This window comes from Dictyoglomus sp. NZ13-RE01, from assembly GCA_002878375.1.
In the GTDB taxonomy this organism is placed as follows: domain Bacteria; phylum Dictyoglomota; class Dictyoglomia; order Dictyoglomales; family Dictyoglomaceae; genus NZ13-RE01.
On the sequence record NIRF01000003.1, the window covers coordinates 39910 to 59164 of the forward strand.

Here is a 19255-nt window from a genome sequence, read left to right on the forward strand (position 1 = left end):
GATTAATAATAAATCAAATAGAAATCTTATTTTCTTTCACTGGAATAGCAGGAACTCCTACAGCAATAGTAAATTCTGGAATATCTTTAATAACACATCCTCCAGCTCCCAAAATACTCCACTTTCCTACTTTTCTATATTGAATAACCGAACTTCCTATTCCTAAAAATGCTCCCTCTTCTACAATAACTCCACCTGCCAAATGAACTCCCGGAGCAAGATGAACAAAATCTCCTATAACACAGTCATGATCAATAGAAACACTTGTATTAACTATAACATTATTTCCTATTCTTACATCAGGCTGAATAACTACCCCAGCAAAAATAACACTACCTTCTCCTATTTCTACGCTTGAATGAACATATGAAAAAGGATGTATTATACTTACAAAATTAGTATATTCTTTATACAAGTAATAGATTTTTCTTCGGATACTATTATCTCCTATAGCTATGATAGAAAAATCAAAATTTCCTTCTTTCAAAAGCTCAATATTACCAATAACTGGAATATCAAGTAATTTTGTACCTATTTTTTTCTCATCATCATCTAAAAAACCTATCACATTATATCCACAAATCAAAAGAGTAGAAGCTACAACTTTAGCATGACCACCAGCACCTATTATTACTACTTTTTTAGACAATTAGTTTTGTCCTCCTCCCCTAAACTCAGGCATTGTAGCATGACCTTCAGCACTTATTCCTTCTCTTTTTAACACTTTTAAAATCGTAAGGAATATAATTTTTAAATCCAAAAGAATATCCCAATTGTCTACATACCAGACGTCAAGCTTAAATTTTTCTTCCCAAGATATAGCATTTCTTCCATTAATCTGTGCCCAACCTGTCATACCTGGCTTAACCTCATGTCTTCTTGCCTGTTCTGAAGTATATCGATCAAGATATTCCATAAGAAGGGGTCTTGGACCAACTAAACTCATATCTCCTTTTAAAACATTCCAAAATTCAGGAAGTTCATCTAATGTGGTACTTCTTAAAAACTTTCCTATAGTTGTTAATCTTTTCTCATCAGGTAAAAGATTCCCATTCTCATCCCTTAAATCAAGCATAGTTCTAAATTTATAAATAACAAATGGTTTTCCATTTAGTCCTGGACGAACTTGTTTAAAAAATATTGGTCTTCCCATAGTTAAGTAGATAATAAAAGAAACAAAGAACATTAGTGGAGCTGAAATAATCAACCCCGCAAGAGCTCCTATTATGTCTATCACACGTTTAAGCTTTTGGTTTCTCATATTTCTTCTCATTTAGTAAATCATTATACAGCCTTAAATATTGCTCTACAATATTTCTAATATCAAATTCTCTTATTATTTTCTCTCTTGAATATTCCCCAAAAGCTTTCCTCATACCTTCATTATTAATTAATATCTCAATACTTTTAGCTAAAGAAATATAATCTTTAATCGGAACTAAAAAGCCATTTCTCCCATGCTCTACAACTTCTTTACACCCTATTGTATCTGCAGTTATAATAGGCTTTCCCATAGATCCGGCTTCTAATAATGTTCTTGGTATTCCCTCTCTATAAGAAGGTAAAACAAAGATATCAGATATAGCTAAAAGTTCTTTTATATCATTTCTCCAGCCTAAAAATTTTATAATCTTTCTCTCAATATAATTTTGTAAGGTCTCTTTTGAAATATTATAAAAATTTCCAGGGTCAAAATTACCTGCAATTAAAAATTCAATTTTATCTCCATATTTTTCTTTTAAAATTTCAGCAGATTTAAAATATTCCAAAACCCCTTTATGAATAAGTAGTCGAGAAAGCATTAATATAACAACTTGATCATCTTTCAAGTTTAATTCTCTTCTTAATTGGTTAATTTTTTGAGAATCAATCTTCTTAGGATTATATTCTTCAGAATCTATCCCTACACTTTTAATTAATATTCCCTTTTCTTTAGGTAAGATCTTCTTAGAGATTAAGTAATTCACGTCATCAGAGTTTATAACTATACACCTATCAGATAACCTAAAAGTAATACTTGAAAGAATTTCAATGATCTTTCTCATAGATCTACTCTTTAGACTATCTTCAACATATAAAGAGCCTAATCCTTCTACAAGATTAATTATGATTGGTATTTTAGCTAATCTTCCAGCTATAGTCCCATATATATTAGGTTTATAGGTAAAAGTATGTAAAATATCCAAATTTAAAGGTCTCAAAACCCTATATAATTCGTATATGGTTTCAATTTCCTTAAATGGATTTAAACTCTTTCTTTCCACATTATATTCTATATGTTCTATTCCAAAATCTTTAAATTTGTTTGAAATATTGCCTTTGGGACATACAGCATAGACTTCCCAACCCAATTTTTTAAGTCGAAGCATAATTGGTAAGCGAAATAAATATAAATTATAATCTACATGAGATAGAAAAGCTATTTTAGCCATATTTATTCTTAATACAATTTTCTCTTTTTTCGTAAAAATAATCCGAGACTATACCAATATATTGCCATTGGCCTATATGTTGTAAGGGTCTCAGAAATAGCTATAATAGGAAAAGTTAGAGAAACATAAAACAAAAATTTACCAAATTTATCTTCTGCAGATTTGGGTACTAAAATCCCTGCAAAAACCATTATCAAAAAACTTACTACATATATGATACCACCTTGAAGTAATAATCTAATCCAATCATTATCCACTGCTGTTTTCAAAACAAACTCTGGTGGCCCAAGAGTCCCTAAAGGGTATTTTTTAAATAACCATATACTTTGTTTCCATACTTCCACTCTTGTAAAAAAATTTTGATCTACAGAAGCTCCATATAAAAAAATAGAAAAGCCATTTTTAAACCTTTCAATAGGCAGATATTTAATCAAATCAAAGTTTATAGAAAATATCATAATAAGCATAATAAGTATCAAGAAAATATAAACTGATAAAAATTGCATAAAATTTATTTTCTTAAATGCCAACAAATTAATTATTAACATGATTACTATTGCAAAAAGTAATCCGAATAAGCAACCGCGAGATTGACTCAAAATAAGTGTAAAAAAACTCAAAATTAACATTAAATACTTTAACCATCCTTTTATCAAATAAAGCGAAAGACCAAAGACAGTTACAGACCAAAATCCAAGTATATTAGGATTTATAAATGTTCCTATACTTCTTCCAAAAATAGGGAAAGAATATAATTGTTGAGTATATATATCCCATGATAAGAAAATTCCTATAAAGTTTCCATTCAAGTATCCTAGGAAATTGAGAAATTGAATAAATGAATATAAAAACTCTAAAATTATTGCTAACACTAGATATTTTGTAAACATAGATTCCAAGAAATCCATTTCTTTAGCAATCCAGTAGCCAATTATTACAAAAAATATATCTGATAATACATTTAAATTCAGTATAGTTCTAATTGGATAGCCATTTATAAGAATACCTAAAATAGGTAATAAAAGTGTCAATAATAAAAAAGGCCACCACAACATAAAAAATCTGCTTTTAAATACTTTTAATACTTTACCTCTGGATTTTAACAATATGTAGAAAACCAATAAAAAATTTATTAATACAAGAATAGGAATTATCCCTCTTCCTCCACTTTCAATTTTTAAAACAAATCTTTCTGCAAAGAGGGTATAAAAAAATAACCAAAATATAATAAAATTAATCAAAAAATAATTTCTATTTTTCATACTTGACTCTTTTCTTTAATATTTCTCTTAAGACTTTTTCTGTATATTCTGCCTTCCTATCCCAAGAATGTTCTTTTAAAATAACCTCCCTTCCTCTACGCCCCATTTCTTTTCTTTTATTTTCGTCTTCATAAAGATATCTTACCGCCCTTGCAATTTCCTCCGGACTATCTAGTGAAACTACTATACCGCATTGATGCTCTCTAATAATATCAGCCTGTCCAGGGAAGTCTGTAACAATAGCAGGTACCCCACAAGCTAAAATTTCATACACCTTTAACGGTGAAAGTCCCGTATTAGATCGTCCTCCAATATTATTTTTAGGACTTAATCCAGCAATACTATTAGATACTACCCCTGGCACTTCTTTGTAAGGTATTTTGCCAAGATATATAATTCTGTTATTTTCTTGTACTGCCTTTTCGACCTTTGGCCGTTCTACACCATCTCCCATTATTACCAGTTTTACATTTTCAGGCCAATTAGAATCTTGGACAGCTTCTAACATAGTATCTATCCCCTGCCATGGAGCAAGTGCACCAAAAAATACTACATACGGTTTTTCTAATTTATATTTTGACTCAGCATTCGGTGTAAACAAGTTAGTATTTGCTCCATTTGAAATCACGTAAATATTTGTGCTTTTTGAGCCCCCAATTTCACTCATTATCCATTCTTTTAATTGAGGTGTAACCACAATTATTGCATCAGATATTTTATACTGTACCTTAATTAACCACTTGAAGAAGCCTTTAAAATGCCTTGTCCATGGCCAAGCAATAAATAAATCTTCATAAGGACCATTAACTTCTTGAATGACCGGTATTTTCCTTAATTTAGCAACTATAGAAGTAGGAAAGGCTGCAAAGTGGGATCTTATATAAATAAGATCGCCTTTTTTTATTTTTATTAAAAGTTTAAGCTGGGTAAATATAAATTCAAATAACCTTTGTAAAATAGTAGGAGCAAAATTTTTTTTACTGTAAGAAGGTTCAAAAAGTTCCACATCCCACCCTCTTTTTTGCAATCCATTTATTATCTCATGTACATGAGTATAACTCGCCTGCCCTTCTTGTGTTGCTTGTAAACATAAATATTTTAATTTCATACACAATCAACTTATATTATAATCTAGTGATTAATAAAATACTTATATATCTGTATAAACTTCTTAGCATGACTAATATAACCATGGTTTTCTTCTACATATTTTCTTGCATTATAGCCAATTTCTACTCTTAATTCTGAATTCCTCTTAATATCTCTAATTGCCTTTGCAATATCCTCCGGAGATTTTTGTGGAACTAAAATACCTGTTTGTCCATTTTTTACAACCTCTCTCATTCCACCAATATTGCTACATATAACTACTTTACCACATGCCATTCCTTCAAGCATTGATAATGATGTAGCCTCTTCTATGTCATCTGAAATAACAGAAGGCACAAGTATAATATCTGCAAGTTGGTAATATTCAACAATCTGTTCATGAGGAACAGCATCTAATACAATAGCCCTTTTATCACTACCAAGTTCATTAATGATATTTTCTCTTTCTGGTCCTCTTCCAATAAAAATCATCAATAAATCATTATCATCCATTAACCTGAGCGCTTTTGCTGCAAAAACTACTCCATTCTTTTTTACATATCTTCTTGGTATTAGTATTACACATTTATCTGGAGGAATTCCTTTTCTCATACGTAATTCTTTCTTTTTTTGCTCATTTATTGGTTTAAAATTTTCTGTATCAATAGAATTGTAAATTACAAATATCCTATTTTCGGGAATATTGAAACTATTTATTACATAATCCCTTAGTCTACTATCTACCTTAATAATAGCCTTAGCTTTTTTTAAAGCTAATTTTTCTATTTCCATAGCATAATCAAAAATTTTAGTTTTTTCTTTTTCATTATAATTTCCATAGTTAATAGTCTCTCGAGCAAAATACCCATGTAAGGTAAGTATAATATTACCTTTAATACCAACTGCCGATATAACATCGTGGGCATTTACTATCTCATAGGAGTTGAAATTTATTTTCTCATAAAATTTAATCATTTTATCTATCGCAGATTTGAATTGGTAGTATTTATTCCTAAATCTTTTAAAAATTTTTGTAATAAAAGCTATTTTAGAAGGAACATAATAGTAAGTATCAACATAAACTCCATTATATTGTAATCCTTTCTCTAAAAGATATAAATGTACATGTTTACCACCAGATTTTATAATATAAGGATTATCAACTGATGCTAGTGCTACTCTCACAATTCCTCACCTACTCTCTTAATAAATTTTATTCAATATAGACTTATATACCTCTAATTCTTTATCTATAATATTTTTCCAACTATATTGTAAAGCCCTTTCCCTAAGCTTTACCGGTGATAAGGGATGATTTAGTAATTCTACGATATTATTAGCGAAAATATTTACAAAGTTCTCTTTAAATTCAACTACTCTTCCAAAATCTTCGCTTCCTATAACTTCTGGTATACCTCCTGCATTACTGCCAACAGTTGGAACCCCACATGCTAAAGCTTCTAAAATTACATTACCCCATCCTTCTTCTGCACTTGGTAATACTAACACATCTAAAGCATTAAGCCAAAATGGTATATCATCGTGTGATACTATGCCTGTAAAAATAACATCAAGATTATATTTTTGACACTCTCTCTGGATATAGCTATATAATTCTCCAAATCCAATAACAATAAACTTTACATTATTATAACTCTTTTTTACTAAATTAAAAATTTCAGGAAGTAATTGAGCGTTTTTAATAGGAATTAAATTGCCTACAAAACCTACATATTTATAATCTGTTGATAATTGTAATTTTCTTCTTATCTCAAACTTATCCATTGGAGTAAACTTTCTTACATCAACACCATTTGGTATAATTACAAAATTATTACCTTTATATTCCAAAACTGAGACAGCTATATCTAATAATCTTTTACTTACAAAAATTACTTTATCGGCACGATTCAATATTTCTAATGTAGTTTTTCTAATTTCTAAATTTGATTTTGGATATGTATGGATGTCACTCCCATGTGCGGTAACTACATAAGGTATTCCATATTTTTTCTTAAACATTAAAGCTATATATCCAGTTGGATAAGTAGGATGTGCATGAATTATGTCAAATTTCGATATATCCTCAGAATTCTCTATTACATTGAAAAATTTCATTTGTAGATACTTATAATATTTATCTTTACTAAACAATCGAGTAAAACAATCATAAATATTTGAATGGCAAAATATATATTTATAATACATATAATACTCTAAATTTTTATTTTTTAATTCCTTATAAAGTGACGGAAAAGATCTAGTTTTTAAATAATAAAAGTATTTAAAAAAATTACAATATTGAATAACAGTAGCATATACTTTAAAGTCAATTTTTCTTTGTGCAATTTCTTCTAGTCTACGAGTTATAAATATACCAGATACTGGATTTCCATTGTAAGGATATAAATTAGTTAAATATAGAATCCTCATATATTATTTTTCAGCTCCTTTATAAGTTTCAAAAAATATTTCAATTCTTGGTACTCATATATATAACTATTTTCAAAATCTAAAACTTAAATTTCGAAAATATAAACAACTTAAAATTTAGCTTAATTACTCTTTCTTTCATTATATATTATTCAATAGCATTAATTTCCATCATATATCACTTCATAAAATTATATCTCTATTATTTTTCCTTCCTCAATTTTATAAGATTTGCCACACTCTTTACAAGTAGCTTCTCCTTTATCGTCAAACTCCAATCTTACCCCACATTTGCATACCCAGCCAATTTGTCTTGCTGGAACTCCTATTACAAGAGCATAGGGTGGTACATCCTTTGTTACTACTGCTCCTGCTCCTACAAAGGCATATTCTCCTATAGTTACTCCACATACTATGGTGGCATTTGCTCCTATAGTTGCTCCTTTTTTAACTATTGTTTTTCTAAATTCATGTTTTCTTTCTATAAATGCTCTTGGATTTATTACGTTGGTAAATACACAGGAAGGTCCACAAAAAACATCATCTTCTATTTCTACTCCTTCATAAACACTTACGTTATTTTGTATCTTCACATTATTTCCAATTTTTACCCTTGGTCCTATCATTACATTCTGCCCTATTACACAGTTTTTACCAATAACTGTATGGGGAAGAATATGGCAAAAGTGCCAGATTTTGGTCCCTTCTCCTATTTCTACAGGATCATCTATATAGGAGCTTTCATGAACAAAGTATTTTTTGTTTTCAGACATTCAGACACCTCCATTATAATGAGTGATGGGTGACGCATAATGGGTGACTGGTAAAGGGAAATGGGTGACGCGTGACGGGGGACGAGTGACAGGAAAGAGACTATTTTTCATTTCTTTCTCTCCTTTTTAGAGATTTTATTAGACCAATTAAGAGTTTTCTAACTTTCAATACATCCAAATCCTTATGAGTCCTAATCATCTCTCATTCTCCTCATCACCCGTTACCCCTCACTCGTCACCCTTTCAAGCACTTTAATTACCCTCAACCCTTCATATCCATCTGTTTTTGGAGTTTTTCTTTCTCTTACACATTCAATGAAATGCAAAAGTTCCTCTTTTAATGGTTCCTTTCTCTCTACAGGAATTATCTCCCTATCCTCCTTTTTGGCAACAGGTATACTTCCATTCCAATCTACCTTATGAGGATATAGGAATAATTTTTCTTCAGTGGTATCATCAAAAACAAGCATTCCTCTTGAGCCTATCACTACTAATTTTTGTTCTTTATAGGGATGCCACCAGCTTACAAAGATATGTCCCTTGATTCCATTATTAAATTCAATAGATGCCAAAGCAATATCATCTATTCCTTTTGTGATAAATGAGGCACCTTGGTAATTTATCTTTTTAGGTTCTGCTTCAGTTAACATAAGAGTTAAAGATATATCGTGAGGGGCAAGACTCCACCACACATTTTCGTCAGTTCTTATTTTACCTACATTAACTCTATGAGAATAAATATATAATATATCTCCTATTGATCCTTGAGAAATAAGCTCCTTCAGTTTCACCACTCCTGGATGATACTGCAATATATGTCCTACCATGATAATTCTATTTTTTTCTTCTGCCATTTTTACAAGCTCTTCTCCCTCTCTCACCGAAGTAGTCATTGGCTTTTCTATAAATACGTCTTTTCCAGATAAAAGAGCTTTTTTAGCAAGTTCATAGTGAGTAATAGCTGGAGTTGCTATAGCTATAGCTTTTATTTCAGGATTATTAAGTAGCTCATTAAAATCTGTAGTATAATTTATATCTGGATAATGTTTTTTCCTTTCCTCTATAACCTCCTGACTAAAATCACAAGCGGTATGAATTACTCCAAGCTCGTAAAAATTTCTCAAAATATTCTTTCCCCAATATCCAAGTCCCACAACTCCAATAAACCTTTCCATCTCCACTTATCTCCCTTCTTACCTCTCACTCGTCACCTGTCACCTGTCACCCCCAAAATACTCACTCTATCATCCACCTTTATCCCTCTTTTTCTCAATGCATTTCTTGTATCTACAATTAATTTTGCATCTTTAAATATCATTTCATAATCAATATTGTCGTGGTCAGTTATAATAAGAATGCAATCCGCATTTTTAATGCTATTTTCATCTAATACACAAGATTTCATGTATTTTACTTCTTTTGTTTTACTATTCTCAATTTTTATTTCAGGTATGTAAGGATCATAAAATTCTACTTCTCCTCCAAGTTCTTCAAGCAATGGAATAATTTTTAAAGCAGGCGACTCTCTTGGGTCCGCTATATTGGGTTTGTAGGCAACACCAATTACAAGTATTTTAGATCCATTTACAGGCTTTTTCTGCTTATTTAGAGCTTCCATAACAAGCTGAACAATATATTTTGGCATACTATCATTTATCTCTCCTGCAAGCTCTATAAATCTCACATTAAAATCATATTCTTTAGCCTTCCAAGAAAGATAAAAGGGATCAATGGGAATACAATTGTGAACATATATTCCACTTCCAACAGCAAAAGTATGTGTATTTTCGACCTCCAACGAATATACATCTATATTATCACTGTTTTCAAATTCGATCTTTTTAACAATAACTGAAGGAATTACTGAATTGATTTTTTTATTTATTTTTTTCAAGTTAAATTTAAAGTAATTATTATACTTTTTCCCTTTTTCATCTAAAAACCATCCTGAAAATCTCTCCAAATTATCATATCCCGTAATTCTTAAATGATTCTTATCCTTAGAAATAGAAGGATATATGCCCATTTCTTGAAGAAGATATATAACTTGATGAAAAAGTACATCACTAATTGAAAAATATCCAATTGCTAAAGAATTATCGTTATGATTATATTCACGTCCATTTTTACTATATCTTCTCTTACCAGTTCTATAATGAATATCTCCATCACCTCTAAATAAACCCTTCAATAGCTCCTTCTTTAAGTCTAAAGAAGCAGACATTAGTTCATCTGGTATTCTCATGGAGTACGAATCTTCACCACATCCAAGTCTACTTACTAATAACCATCCAAGTAACGGTGAATTAATGCGAATAGTCTTAGATTTAAATTTAGGAGACAAATACAAAGAATAAGTTATTCCTAATTTCTTAAGTATAAATTCTATGTCATTAAATAATTCAGTTTCATCTCTATTTATAGTTATCCTTATCCTATAACATCCTTTCTCTTTAGTAGCACAACCTTCGGAAAGATAATATCCAATAAATCTTGCCCAATCCTTATCAATATTAACTACCGCTGGAAACTTCGTAGTAGATGGTCCCCTTCCTGTTAATAGTAATAAAGAATTATGATCGATATCTATCTTTTTTTCTTTCTCAAGTTTTCTAAAAATACCAAGAGGAATATAATCATCTTTTATATAATCATATCTTCTATCGGTTTCACATACAGAATATATCTCTTCTTTATAATCTTTCCATGAACCATTTATTATCTTTACTCTAACTCTACTTTCCCATTCTTCACTTAGCTCCTTAATAATATCAATAATAATTTCTTTTTTTTCTATTTTTTCATCAACATCTTCTTTGAATATAGGTAACATATCTCCTACTTTCAAATCTTTTGCTTCTACTACTTCAATATTCTCCTTATTAATACGTAACATAGGGTGTTTATCCGTCACTATAAGTTTTCTATTATCATTCGTTATAATTTTTACAAGATTTCCATTATATTTTCTTCTAAATAGATAAGAAACAGGCATCCATGAAGACCTTAAATCACTACTATCTAAACTATTAACAAAAAGTTCTTTAGGTTTTATACATTCTAAATCCCCTATTTTGTATACTTTATTTTCTTTTCTCTCCAATTCGAAAAGTTCTTCTAAAGAATAAACATTTGATATTTTGGAATTTTTAACCCAAATTTTCTCCCTTCCTAATAAACAATGTCCCCCTAAACCTGGTCCTGGATAAAAGGGCATAAATCCATAAGGTTTTGTGGATGCTGCAGAAATTACTTCCCATATATCTATTCCCATCTTTTCACATAACATAGCAAGCTCATTTATAAAGGAAATATTCACAAGACGAAAGATATTCTCAAGAAGTTTTTCCATTTCTGCCACTTTTGGAGAGGATACTTTATGCACCATAGGAAAAATTAGAGAATAAAGTTTTCCTGCCTTCTCTGTGGAAATTTCATTTATTCCTCCTACAACTTTTGGAATATCTTTTGTAGTAAACTTTTTATTCCCCGGGTCAACTCTTTCTGGTGAAAAGGCAAGATAAAAGTCTTCTCCACCTTTAAGCCCACTTTTTTCTAAAATTGGAAGCACTACTTCTTCTGTAGTTCCAGGATATGTGGTACTTTCTAATACTACTAATTGTCCTTTCTTTAAATATTTAGAAATTTCAGTAGTAACATTTATAATATACGAGATATCTGGTTCTTTATGAGGACCTAAAGGTGTAGGTACACAAATAACTACTGCATCAGAATCTTTTACTGGCTCAAAATCTATGAAAGCTTTAAGATTTCCATTATTTACAACCTCAAAAAGTTCATCACTTTTTATATCATCAATATATGAAATCCCTTTATTAACCATCTCAACCTTTTTAGGATTTTGCTCAATGCCATATACTATAAGTCCAGCTTTTGCAAATTCTACAGCAAGGGGAAGTCCTACATATCCAAGTCCCACAATAGAGATCTTATTAAAGCCCATCTATAATTTTCCTCCTCTCTTTTCCAATTCTTTTATTAAAATTTCTCTCATTTTAGGTGCTGAGTATTTTTCTTCAAAATTTACATCTTCTCCCCCTTTTATATTTCTTATAGCCTCCAATATCCTTTCCTTATCTGTGCCAACTAATCTATTCCAACCAAACTTTACTGTTTCTACCCATTCTGTTTCTTCCCTTAAGGTAATACATGGAACTTTAAGCCAAAAAGCCTCTTTTTGGACACCACCAGAGTCTGTTAAAATGGCATATGCATTCTTCTCAAGCTTTATCATATCAAGATATCCTACCGCATCTATTATTCTAACTTTCCCTTTTAAATAATCTTCTAAACCAAATTCTTTTACTCTATTTTTCGTTCTTGGATGAATAGGAAAGATTACTTCTTTATCCAATTCTTGAAGGGCAGAAAAAATATTTTTTAACTTTTTAGGATCATCAGTATTTTCCGCTCTATGAATTGTAACTAAGTAATAATCCTGACTTTTAAGAGAAAGATTTTCCAAAATCTTACTCTTTTCTTCCGCTAATTTAGAAAAATGTATAAGAGCATCAAACATTATATCCCCTACTAAATATACTCCCTTTTCTATTCCTTCTCTTTTGAGATTTTCCACTGCAGTTTCTGTGGGTGCAAAAAGAATATCCGAAACGTGATCCGCCACAATTCTATTTATCTCTTCAGGCATATTTTTATTAAAGCTTCTAAGTCCTGCTTCTACATGGGCTAAAGGTATGTGAAGTTTGGATACTGCTAAAGCTCCTGCTAAGGTAGAATTAGTATCTCCATATACTATTACTACATCAGGTTTTTCTTTTATCAAAACTTCTTCTATTCCTATAAGCATTTTTCCTGTTTGCTCACCATGGGAGCCTGAACCTATTCCTAAATTATAATCTGGCTCTGGAATTTCCAACTCTTTGAAGAAAAACTCACTCATATTCTCATCATAGTGTTGACCTGTATGAAGAATAATTTCCTTTATTCCATTCTTCCTTAACTCTATTGATAAAGGAGCAAGCTTTATAAACTGAGGACGGGCTCCTACTATGGAAAGTACTTTTAAATTGTTATTGTTTTTGGATTTTTCCTGAATATACTTTCTCATCCAATTGCTTCTTATAAGTTGGTATCAATTCTTTGAAGATTTTCTCTATTTCATTTCTATCTCTATTTTCTACAGCCCATTGAAGCTTTGTAATATATTTTTGAAGGGCAGAATTAGAAATATGACTGTTTCTTTTAATCTTATAAATCTTTGGATGATCAGTTTTTTCTATCACCTCATCTTCCTCCCAAAGTTCCTCCCTTAACTTTTCACCAGGACGCATACCCACTATCTTTATCTCTATATCATCCAAAGAATATCCAGAAAGCTCAATAAAGTTTTTAGCAAGATCTATAATCTTTACAGGCTCTCCCATATCAAGAACAAAAAGGTCTCCAGAATCTCCCATACTTCCTGCCTGAAGTACAAGCCCCACTGCTTCTGGAATTGTCATAAAGTATCTTTCCATATCCTCATGGGTAACAGTGATTGGTCCTCCTTTTTCTAATTGTTTTTTGAAAACTTCCAAAACACTTCCTCTACTTCCCAAGACATTTCCAAATCTTACTGCTATAAGCTTTGTATATGTATTATCATTGTAGTTTTGAATAATCATTTCACCCACTCTTTTTGTAGCTCCCATAATGTTATTGGGATATACCGCTTTATCTGTAGATATAAAGATAAATTTTTCTGCTTTAAATTCACAGGCTGCATCCACCACATTTATTGTGCCAAAAATATTGTTTAACACTGCCTCATCAGGATTTTCCTCCATAAGGGGCACATGTTTATGAGCGGCGGAATGAAAAACAATATGGGGCTTTTCTTGAGAAAAAATATAAAACAATTTTTCTCTATCCTTTATATCCGCAATGTAGGATTTCATATTTAGATTGGGATAATTCATTTTTAGCTCCATCTCTATGTTGAATATACTGTTTTCTCCTCTTCCTAAAAGAATCAATTTTTCTGGTTCATAGCTTGCCACTTGTCTACATATTTCCGCCCCAATAGATCCTCCAGCTCCCGTTACAAGAACCCTTTTCCCTTTTAAATATTCTCTTATTTTATAGGAATTTAAATTAATCACATCTCTTGATAAAAGGTCCTCAATCTTCACATTTCTTATTTTGCTTATGCTTACCTTTCCATCAATTAATTCCCAAATACCAGGAAGAGTTTTTACAGGAATCCTTATCTTAGAAGCCATGCTAACAATCTTTTTAATAAGAGAGGGAGGAGCGGATGGAATAGTGATTATAATCTCATCAATCTTCTTTTCTCTTGCAATTTGAGGAAGGGAAGATATAGATCCAAGAACTTTAACGCCATGAATAGTCTTTTTTATTTTCCTTGTATCATCATCCAAAAATCCTATAACTTCATAATTTAGTTCTCTATGGGTTTTTATCTCTCTTAATATTTTCTCTCCTGCATCTCCCGCCCCAACAAGAATCACTCTTTTAGGAGAAGATGTCTTATATAAAGAATTTGTCCTATATTTTTCGTAAATCCATCTTACCAATGCACGGTAGGAAAAGAGCATAAGAAGGGATAAAACATAAGAGATAATTACAATAGATCTTGGGAAACCAGTTATAGGGAAAACAAGATAAGATATATAGAAGGTAATTTTTTCAAGGGTTACTGCAAGAGTAAGGTCCTTTAATGCTTCTAGGCTAAAATACTCCCATAAAGAAGCATGGATTTTAAAAATATAATAAAATATTATAAAAATGGGAATTTCTCTTAAAAGAACTAAAGGAATAATATTAAAATACTGAGGGGGTAGAGAGAATTCAAATCTTATAAAAAAGGCAAGAATTACTCCCAATATATAAGAAGAGATATCAAGAAAAACATGAAACCAAAAGCTTTTATAAATATTCAATATCCTCCTAAAATTCATCGCCTACCATCTAAGAATCTTAATTTGTAAGATTATTTTATTATAATTTCTTATACGTTGCAATAATATAGATCATAGAAAAATTTCAATTTTTATGATAAAATACTAATTTGATTCTAAAATTTCAATTTTTTCTCTAAATCTTCCTCATCTTTTGAGAATATTTCTATATCATCTTCTCCTATATACTCTCCGCTTTGTACTTCAATAATCTCAAGAGGAAAATCTTTTGGATTTTTTAACTGGTGCTTTTTTCCCTTAGGCACAAAAATGCTTTCTCCTTCATATACATAATACTTTCTATCCTCCATATCTACCTCTGCAACTCCTTTTATTACTGTCCAATGCTCTGTCCTATTTCTATGAAGATGAGTTGTAAGAGAAGCTCCAGGATTTATCACTAATTTTCTAATAGTATATTCTTTGTTTTTCTCCAATATTTTATACATTCCCCAGGGACGATAAACTTCTGTATGATATATTATTTCCTCCCTTTTATCCCTTTCAAGAATTTCTAAGAGTTTTTTAACACCTTGTCCATCGCCTCTTCTTCCTATAAAGATTGCATCATCAGTCTCTACTACTATTGTATCTTCAAGTCCAAGAACTGCAACTAATCTCTTATTACTAAAGACTAACGAACTCTTTGTATTTAAAGAGTACACATCCCCAATTATGACATTGCCATTTTCATCCTTTTCTTTTATTTCATAAAAAGAGTCCCAAGAACCGAGATCGCTCCACTTAATATCCATAGGAACTACAACTACTTTATTTGATCTTTCTATTACTGCATAATCAATGGATATGGATGGAAGTTTTTCGAAGTTTTCCAGCATTTCTTTATAAGAGCTTGAAAGGGCAAGATATATTGAGGGTTCATATTTTTTAAATTCATCAACTATTGTAGAAATTTGAAAGGCAAAGATTCCTGCATTCCAAAGAAAAGACTCATCCTTTATATACTCTTTTGCTAATTCTAAACTTGGTTTTTCTGTAAATTTTTCTACTTTTCTAAAGACTTCCACTTCTTCCCCTACCTTAATATACCCATAGCCTGTTTCAGGCTTTGTAGGTTTTATTCCAAAGGTTACAATGAAACCCTTTTTTACTGCATTAAGACCCAACTTCAAATATTCTATAAATTTCTCATCAGGCTCAATGAGATGGTCTGAGGGAAAAACAAAAACTTCTTCATTCTCTTTTCCTTTTAATTTTTCTAATATATATTTGCAGGAGAGAGCAATAGCGGGCGCAGTATTTCTTCCCACAGGTTCCAATATTATATTTTCTCCCATAATTTTTGAATATTTCTCCGCTATTCTTTTTACAAAATAAAAATAATCCCTATTCGTTATGGTAATAATATTTTCTGGGTCAATAAGTTTAAGGATTCTTTCATAAGTAGATTCCAAGAGAGATTTTCCTGGAAGGAGGTTCAAAAATTGCTTTGAAAACTTCCCCCTGGAAAGAGGCCAAAGCCTTGTCCCCTTGCCACCTGCTAAAACTATAGCCTTCATTTTCTCCTCCACTTATGTATTTTATTATTTTAGTATAACATTTTAATTTTAGGGTTTAACAGAAGTTTATGCGGATCTGTATCTCAAATTTATACATCCTTACTGCAATTACAAGCTAAATTTCTTATGAAGATTTTATCACTATAGGCATTTCTATAAAATCTGCTAGAATTCTCTCAAAGTACCTCAATAGAAAGGATGTTTTTATATGATAGGTAGTTTCCGAACACGTACAGCGATATCTTCAAATATTAAAACACAGCCTTTCTGAAGCTCCTGTTCAAAGATAGGAATTACTTCCAGTAACTTATTGGTAATTATCTCTGGATCTGACACTGCAAGCCGTAGAGTAATCAAACTGGGGCTGTCATAACCACCTAATGCTAAAAGTATCGAGAAATCCAGATCTTGAGTTATAACAACTCTATCTTCCTGACGAGCAAACCCCAAAATTTCCTGATCTGTAGCATTGACTGGTAAAAACTGTGAAACTCTAACAATATCCCAACCAAATTCTTGCAAAGCTTTTACTGTTTTTGGTGAAATATTCATATCAGCCAGAAACTTGATCCTCATAGCTTTTTGGTTGAAACCATATAAATCTGATCTGAAACTACCCAAGCCGCGTATTTGATTGCTTGTCTAATATCCTCTTCTTCCAATTCAGGATATGCAGAAAGAATTTCTTGGATAGATTTGCCACTTGCAAGCATCTTTAGAATAACACTTACAGTAATCCTCATTCCTCGAATCGTAGGTTGACCTAAACAAATATCAGGATTAATTGTAATACGATCTAACTTTTCCATTCCTTCTTTCCCCCTTTTATTGTACTTACCGCCTTTCATTATAACATATTAACACATAAAGCGTGATGGGGAAAAGAATAGCCTATTACACACTACTAAATAGGTATGGACATAGGTACCAGTATAGTAATATATTCTTTCCATTTATGGCTTATTTACTAAAAATTTATCTATATTTCTTAAGGGTGTTACCTATATCCATACCAAGTGCCTCATTGATAAACTAAGAGAATTCATCCTTCCAAAAATTTACAAAAGACATCTAGCTCTTCTACTAATTTATAATACACCTTATCTAAATTTTCTATCAGATTTCTCATTTTGTCTGTATTCAACTGATATGAATAAACATTTCTTACCAAATGCCTAAATGCTCTATATTCATCAAGAACCTCTCTAAGTTCTAAGGATATAACAGCTGGTCTCACATTAGGAATTTCTAAAGACATTTGTTTCAATAAATCTTTGTGCCACTGAGAACTTTTGGGCTTCAGATCATCTATATCTTCAGCTACTAATTCAAATATCCTTTCCACTCCACTATAAAAATTATGTAAGTTAAGAGCGACACTATCAATATAAATAGGATCTCCACTCTCTTTAAAAAGATTCCAAGCTTTGTGAACCCTTTTTACAACAATTTGAAGCTCTGAAATCTCATACTTTATTCTACTTACTAAAGCTAAAAACTTTTCCATTAAATTCTAATTCCCTTCTCCATAATTACTTTTTTTAAACTTTCACTGCAACTCTCAACATCTACAATATCTATATCAAAATCTTCACTCATTGATAAAATCTCTGCTACTGCTTTAAAGTATAAATCATCAGGAATTCCTACTATGGCTATATCAATATCAGACCATTCATTAAAACAGGATAGATCTATCATAGATCCAAAAACTATTACCTCTTTTGCATGATATTTTTCATGAAGAATTTTAGACATCTTTCTTACTAAATCCCACGCCTTATGAAATCTTCTCTCAACAGCTTTTTTTCTTTCTTTTTCTCTTTTTACTAAAGCCTCACGATACTTCTTTATTTCTTCCTCACTTAAATCCCTAAAAGTTCTTGACATATGTATCCTCTTTTAAGTTATTTTTTCATTAATTCTGAACAACATTTTAATAGATATATTAAATAAAAGCAAAATATTTTAATAAGAAGGAATTAAAGATCTATTTCTATAAAGAGTTTCTTCTTGCTTCTTCAATTAAATCTTCAATGGAAACACTTTCTTTTATTTGAATAAATTTTTACAATTTTCTACCTCCTACAAAATTTCTATTAGAATTTAAAATTTATACTATTTTTGTCAAGTAGAAAAGTGTGAATCGGTACAGTTACTAATATATTCCCTCTTTTAAGTTGTAAATGGCTTCCTTTACTCCTAATTATCACAAATCCCAGTCTCTCTAAAGCCTTAACTACATCCTTGGATTTCAAAATAGGCAGTTTAGACATAAGCTTTGATTTGAAGATCAATATTTATCTTAAATACTTCTACAACTCTCGCAGGATCTACTCTTAGAGGATTCTCTTCCTCTGGAACAGGTCTTATAATAGGCAAATTACTTTCTATAGCACTCTCTAAATAAAGGGTAACTGCTTCCATAAGGTTTTTCTTCGCCTCTTCAAGAGTTTCTCCTTGGGAAGCTACGTCAACTTCAAGACATAAGGCACTATACCCTTCTTCCTCTTTTATTAATATACCTGTAAATACCAGCGATGACTTATCCATAAATTAGCCTCCCTTATTTATCCCAATCAGTTTACTATGGAATTATAACTCTTCTTTTAATAAACTCAAAAGAGAATTTATTATAAAATCTTTAGCGTCTGATATTTCTATAAGAACAGGTTCTCCTTCTTTAGAGAAATGAATTATCAACTGTCCTTCTTCTTTCGTATAATCTATAGGTTTATTAGATAGCTCAATTAAAAGTATATCAACATCTTTACTATACTTAATCTTTCTTATAACTATCTCTCC

19 protein-coding genes and 1 pseudogene are annotated in these 19255 nt (G+C 30.9%); all 20 read right to left on the bottom strand.

Annotated features, from left to right (window positions below; all coding sequences use genetic code 11):
* Window positions 1-13 precede the first annotated feature (13 nt).
* Window positions 14-649 (bottom strand): transferase, encoded by a 636-nt coding sequence (locus tag CBR30_03730; GenBank protein PMQ01791.1) that lies wholly within the window; start codon window positions 647-649, stop codon window positions 14-16.
* The gene (locus CBR30_03735) at window positions 650-1261 is read right to left on the bottom strand and encodes a UDP-galactose phosphate transferase (GenBank protein PMQ01792.1); all 612 of its coding nucleotides are present in this window, start codon (window positions 1259-1261) and stop codon (window positions 650-652) included. It lies immediately after the preceding gene.
* A complete protein-coding gene (locus CBR30_03740) occupies window positions 1242-2432 on the bottom strand; it encodes a galactosyltransferase (GenBank protein ID PMQ01793.1) in 1191 nt (396 codons plus the stop codon). The genes CBR30_03735 and CBR30_03740 overlap by 20 nt, the downstream gene beginning before the upstream one ends.
* Window positions 2433-2440: 8 nt before the next feature.
* Window positions 2441-3694, bottom strand: a complete 1254-nt coding sequence (locus CBR30_03745) for a hypothetical protein (protein PMQ01794.1) — start codon at window positions 3692-3694, stop codon at window positions 2441-2443.
* A complete protein-coding gene (locus CBR30_03750) occupies window positions 3684-4802 on the bottom strand; it encodes a glycosyltransferase WbuB (protein ID PMQ01795.1) in 1119 nt (372 codons plus the stop codon). Before CBR30_03750 ends, CBR30_03745 begins: the two co-directional genes overlap by 11 nt.
* 23 nt (window positions 4803-4825) lie before the next feature.
* Window positions 4826-5968 carry a glycosyl transferase gene (locus CBR30_03755; GenBank protein PMQ01796.1) on the bottom strand — a complete coding sequence of 381 codons (1143 nt, stop codon included), beginning with the start codon at window positions 5966-5968 and terminating at the stop codon, window positions 4826-4828.
* Between the two features lie 18 nt (window positions 5969-5986).
* Window positions 5987-7216 carry a glycosyl transferase group 1 gene (locus CBR30_03760; GenBank protein ID PMQ01797.1) on the bottom strand — a complete coding sequence of 410 codons (1230 nt, stop codon included), beginning with the start codon at window positions 7214-7216 and terminating at the stop codon, window positions 5987-5989.
* 191 nt (window positions 7217-7407) lie between these two features.
* Complete coding sequence (locus tag CBR30_03765) at window positions 7408-7989, bottom strand: N-acetyltransferase (GenBank protein ID PMQ01798.1); 582 nt, start codon at window positions 7987-7989, stop codon at window positions 7408-7410.
* A gap of 221 nt (window positions 7990-8210) precedes the next feature.
* A complete protein-coding gene (locus tag CBR30_03770) occupies window positions 8211-9164 on the bottom strand; it encodes an oxidoreductase (protein PMQ01799.1) in 954 nt (317 codons plus the stop codon).
* 32 nt (window positions 9165-9196) lie between these two features.
* A complete protein-coding gene (locus tag CBR30_03775; GenBank protein ID PMQ01800.1) occupies window positions 9197-11953 on the bottom strand; it encodes a hypothetical protein in 2757 nt (918 codons plus the stop codon).
* Window positions 11954-13078: a UDP-N-acetylglucosamine 2-epimerase (non-hydrolyzing) gene (locus CBR30_03780; GenBank protein PMQ01801.1), complete on the bottom strand. Its 1125-nt coding sequence runs from the start codon at window positions 13076-13078 to the stop codon at window positions 11954-11956.
* Window positions 13041-14930: a capsule biosynthesis protein CapD gene (locus tag CBR30_03785; GenBank protein ID PMQ01802.1), complete on the bottom strand. Its 1890-nt coding sequence runs from the start codon at window positions 14928-14930 to the stop codon at window positions 13041-13043. The genes CBR30_03780 and CBR30_03785 overlap by 38 nt, the downstream gene beginning before the upstream one ends.
* Before the next feature lie 116 nt (window positions 14931-15046).
* Window positions 15047-16450 carry a mannose-1-phosphate guanylyltransferase/mannose-6-phosphate isomerase gene (locus CBR30_03790; GenBank protein PMQ01803.1) on the bottom strand — a complete coding sequence of 468 codons (1404 nt, stop codon included), beginning with the start codon at window positions 16448-16450 and terminating at the stop codon, window positions 15047-15049.
* 204 nt (window positions 16451-16654) lie between these two features.
* Window positions 16655-17026, bottom strand: a complete 372-nt coding sequence (locus CBR30_03795) for a hypothetical protein (GenBank protein ID PMQ01804.1) — start codon at window positions 17024-17026, stop codon at window positions 16655-16657.
* Window positions 17023-17259: a hypothetical protein gene (locus CBR30_03800; protein PMQ01805.1), complete on the bottom strand. Its 237-nt coding sequence runs from the start codon at window positions 17257-17259 to the stop codon at window positions 17023-17025. The genes CBR30_03795 and CBR30_03800 overlap by 4 nt, the downstream gene beginning before the upstream one ends.
* Before the next feature lie 233 nt (window positions 17260-17492).
* Entirely contained in the window at window positions 17493-17957 is a 465-nt protein-coding gene (locus CBR30_03805; GenBank protein PMQ01806.1) for a hypothetical protein, read from the bottom strand.
* Complete coding sequence (locus CBR30_03810; protein ID PMQ01807.1) at window positions 17957-18340, bottom strand: DNA polymerase subunit beta; 384 nt, start codon at window positions 18338-18340, stop codon at window positions 17957-17959. Before CBR30_03810 ends, CBR30_03805 begins: the two co-directional genes overlap by 1 nt.
* A 209-nt stretch (window positions 18341-18549) precedes the next feature.
* Window positions 18550-18726: a hypothetical protein gene (locus CBR30_03815; protein PMQ01808.1), complete on the bottom strand. Its 177-nt coding sequence runs from the start codon at window positions 18724-18726 to the stop codon at window positions 18550-18552.
* Between the two features lie 85 nt (window positions 18727-18811).
* Window positions 18812-19003, bottom strand: a pseudogene (locus CBR30_03820) (hypothetical protein).
* Between the two features lie 42 nt (window positions 19004-19045).
* Entirely contained in the window at window positions 19046-19243 is a 198-nt protein-coding gene (locus tag CBR30_03825; protein PMQ01809.1) for a hypothetical protein, read from the bottom strand.
* Window positions 19244-19255 lie beyond the last annotated feature (12 nt).

Coding starts and splice junctions, on each gene's coding strand:
- CBR30_03735 (PMQ01792.1), bottom strand. CDS start 1,261: ATGAGAAACCAAAAGCTTAAACGTGTGATAGACATAATAGGAGCTCTT.
- CBR30_03740 (PMQ01793.1), bottom strand. CDS start 2,432: ATGGCTAAAATAGCTTTTCTATCTCATGTAGATTATAATTTATATTTA.
- CBR30_03745 (PMQ01794.1), bottom strand. CDS start 3,694: ATGAAAAATAGAAATTATTTTTTGATTAATTTTATTATATTTTGGTTA.
- CBR30_03750 (PMQ01795.1), bottom strand. CDS start 4,802: ATGAAATTAAAATATTTATGTTTACAAGCAACACAAGAAGGGCAGGCG.
- CBR30_03760 (PMQ01797.1), bottom strand. CDS start 7,216: ATGAGGATTCTATATTTAACTAATTTATATCCTTACAATGGAAATCCA.
- CBR30_03765 (PMQ01798.1), bottom strand. CDS start 7,989: ATGTCTGAAAACAAAAAATACTTTGTTCATGAAAGCTCCTATATAGAT.
- CBR30_03770 (PMQ01799.1), bottom strand. CDS start 9,164: ATGGAAAGGTTTATTGGAGTTGTGGGACTTGGATATTGGGGAAAGAAT.
- CBR30_03775 (PMQ01800.1), bottom strand. CDS start 11,953: ATGGGCTTTAATAAGATCTCTATTGTGGGACTTGGATATGTAGGACTT.
- CBR30_03780 (PMQ01801.1), bottom strand. CDS start 13,078: ATGAGAAAGTATATTCAGGAAAAATCCAAAAACAATAACAATTTAAAA.
- CBR30_03785 (PMQ01802.1), bottom strand. CDS start 14,930: ATGAATTTTAGGAGGATATTGAATATTTATAAAAGCTTTTGGTTTCAT.
- CBR30_03790 (PMQ01803.1), bottom strand. CDS start 16,450: ATGAAGGCTATAGTTTTAGCAGGTGGCAAGGGGACAAGGCTTTGGCCT.
- CBR30_03795 (PMQ01804.1), bottom strand. CDS start 17,026: ATGAGGATCAAGTTTCTGGCTGATATGAATATTTCACCAAAAACAGTA.
- CBR30_03800 (PMQ01805.1), bottom strand. CDS start 17,259: ATGGAAAAGTTAGATCGTATTACAATTAATCCTGATATTTGTTTAGGT.
- CBR30_03805 (PMQ01806.1), bottom strand. CDS start 17,957: ATGGAAAAGTTTTTAGCTTTAGTAAGTAGAATAAAGTATGAGATTTCA.
- CBR30_03810 (PMQ01807.1), bottom strand. CDS start 18,340: ATGTCAAGAACTTTTAGGGATTTAAGTGAGGAAGAAATAAAGAAGTAT.
- CBR30_03815 (PMQ01808.1), bottom strand. CDS start 18,726: ATGTCTAAACTGCCTATTTTGAAATCCAAGGATGTAGTTAAGGCTTTA.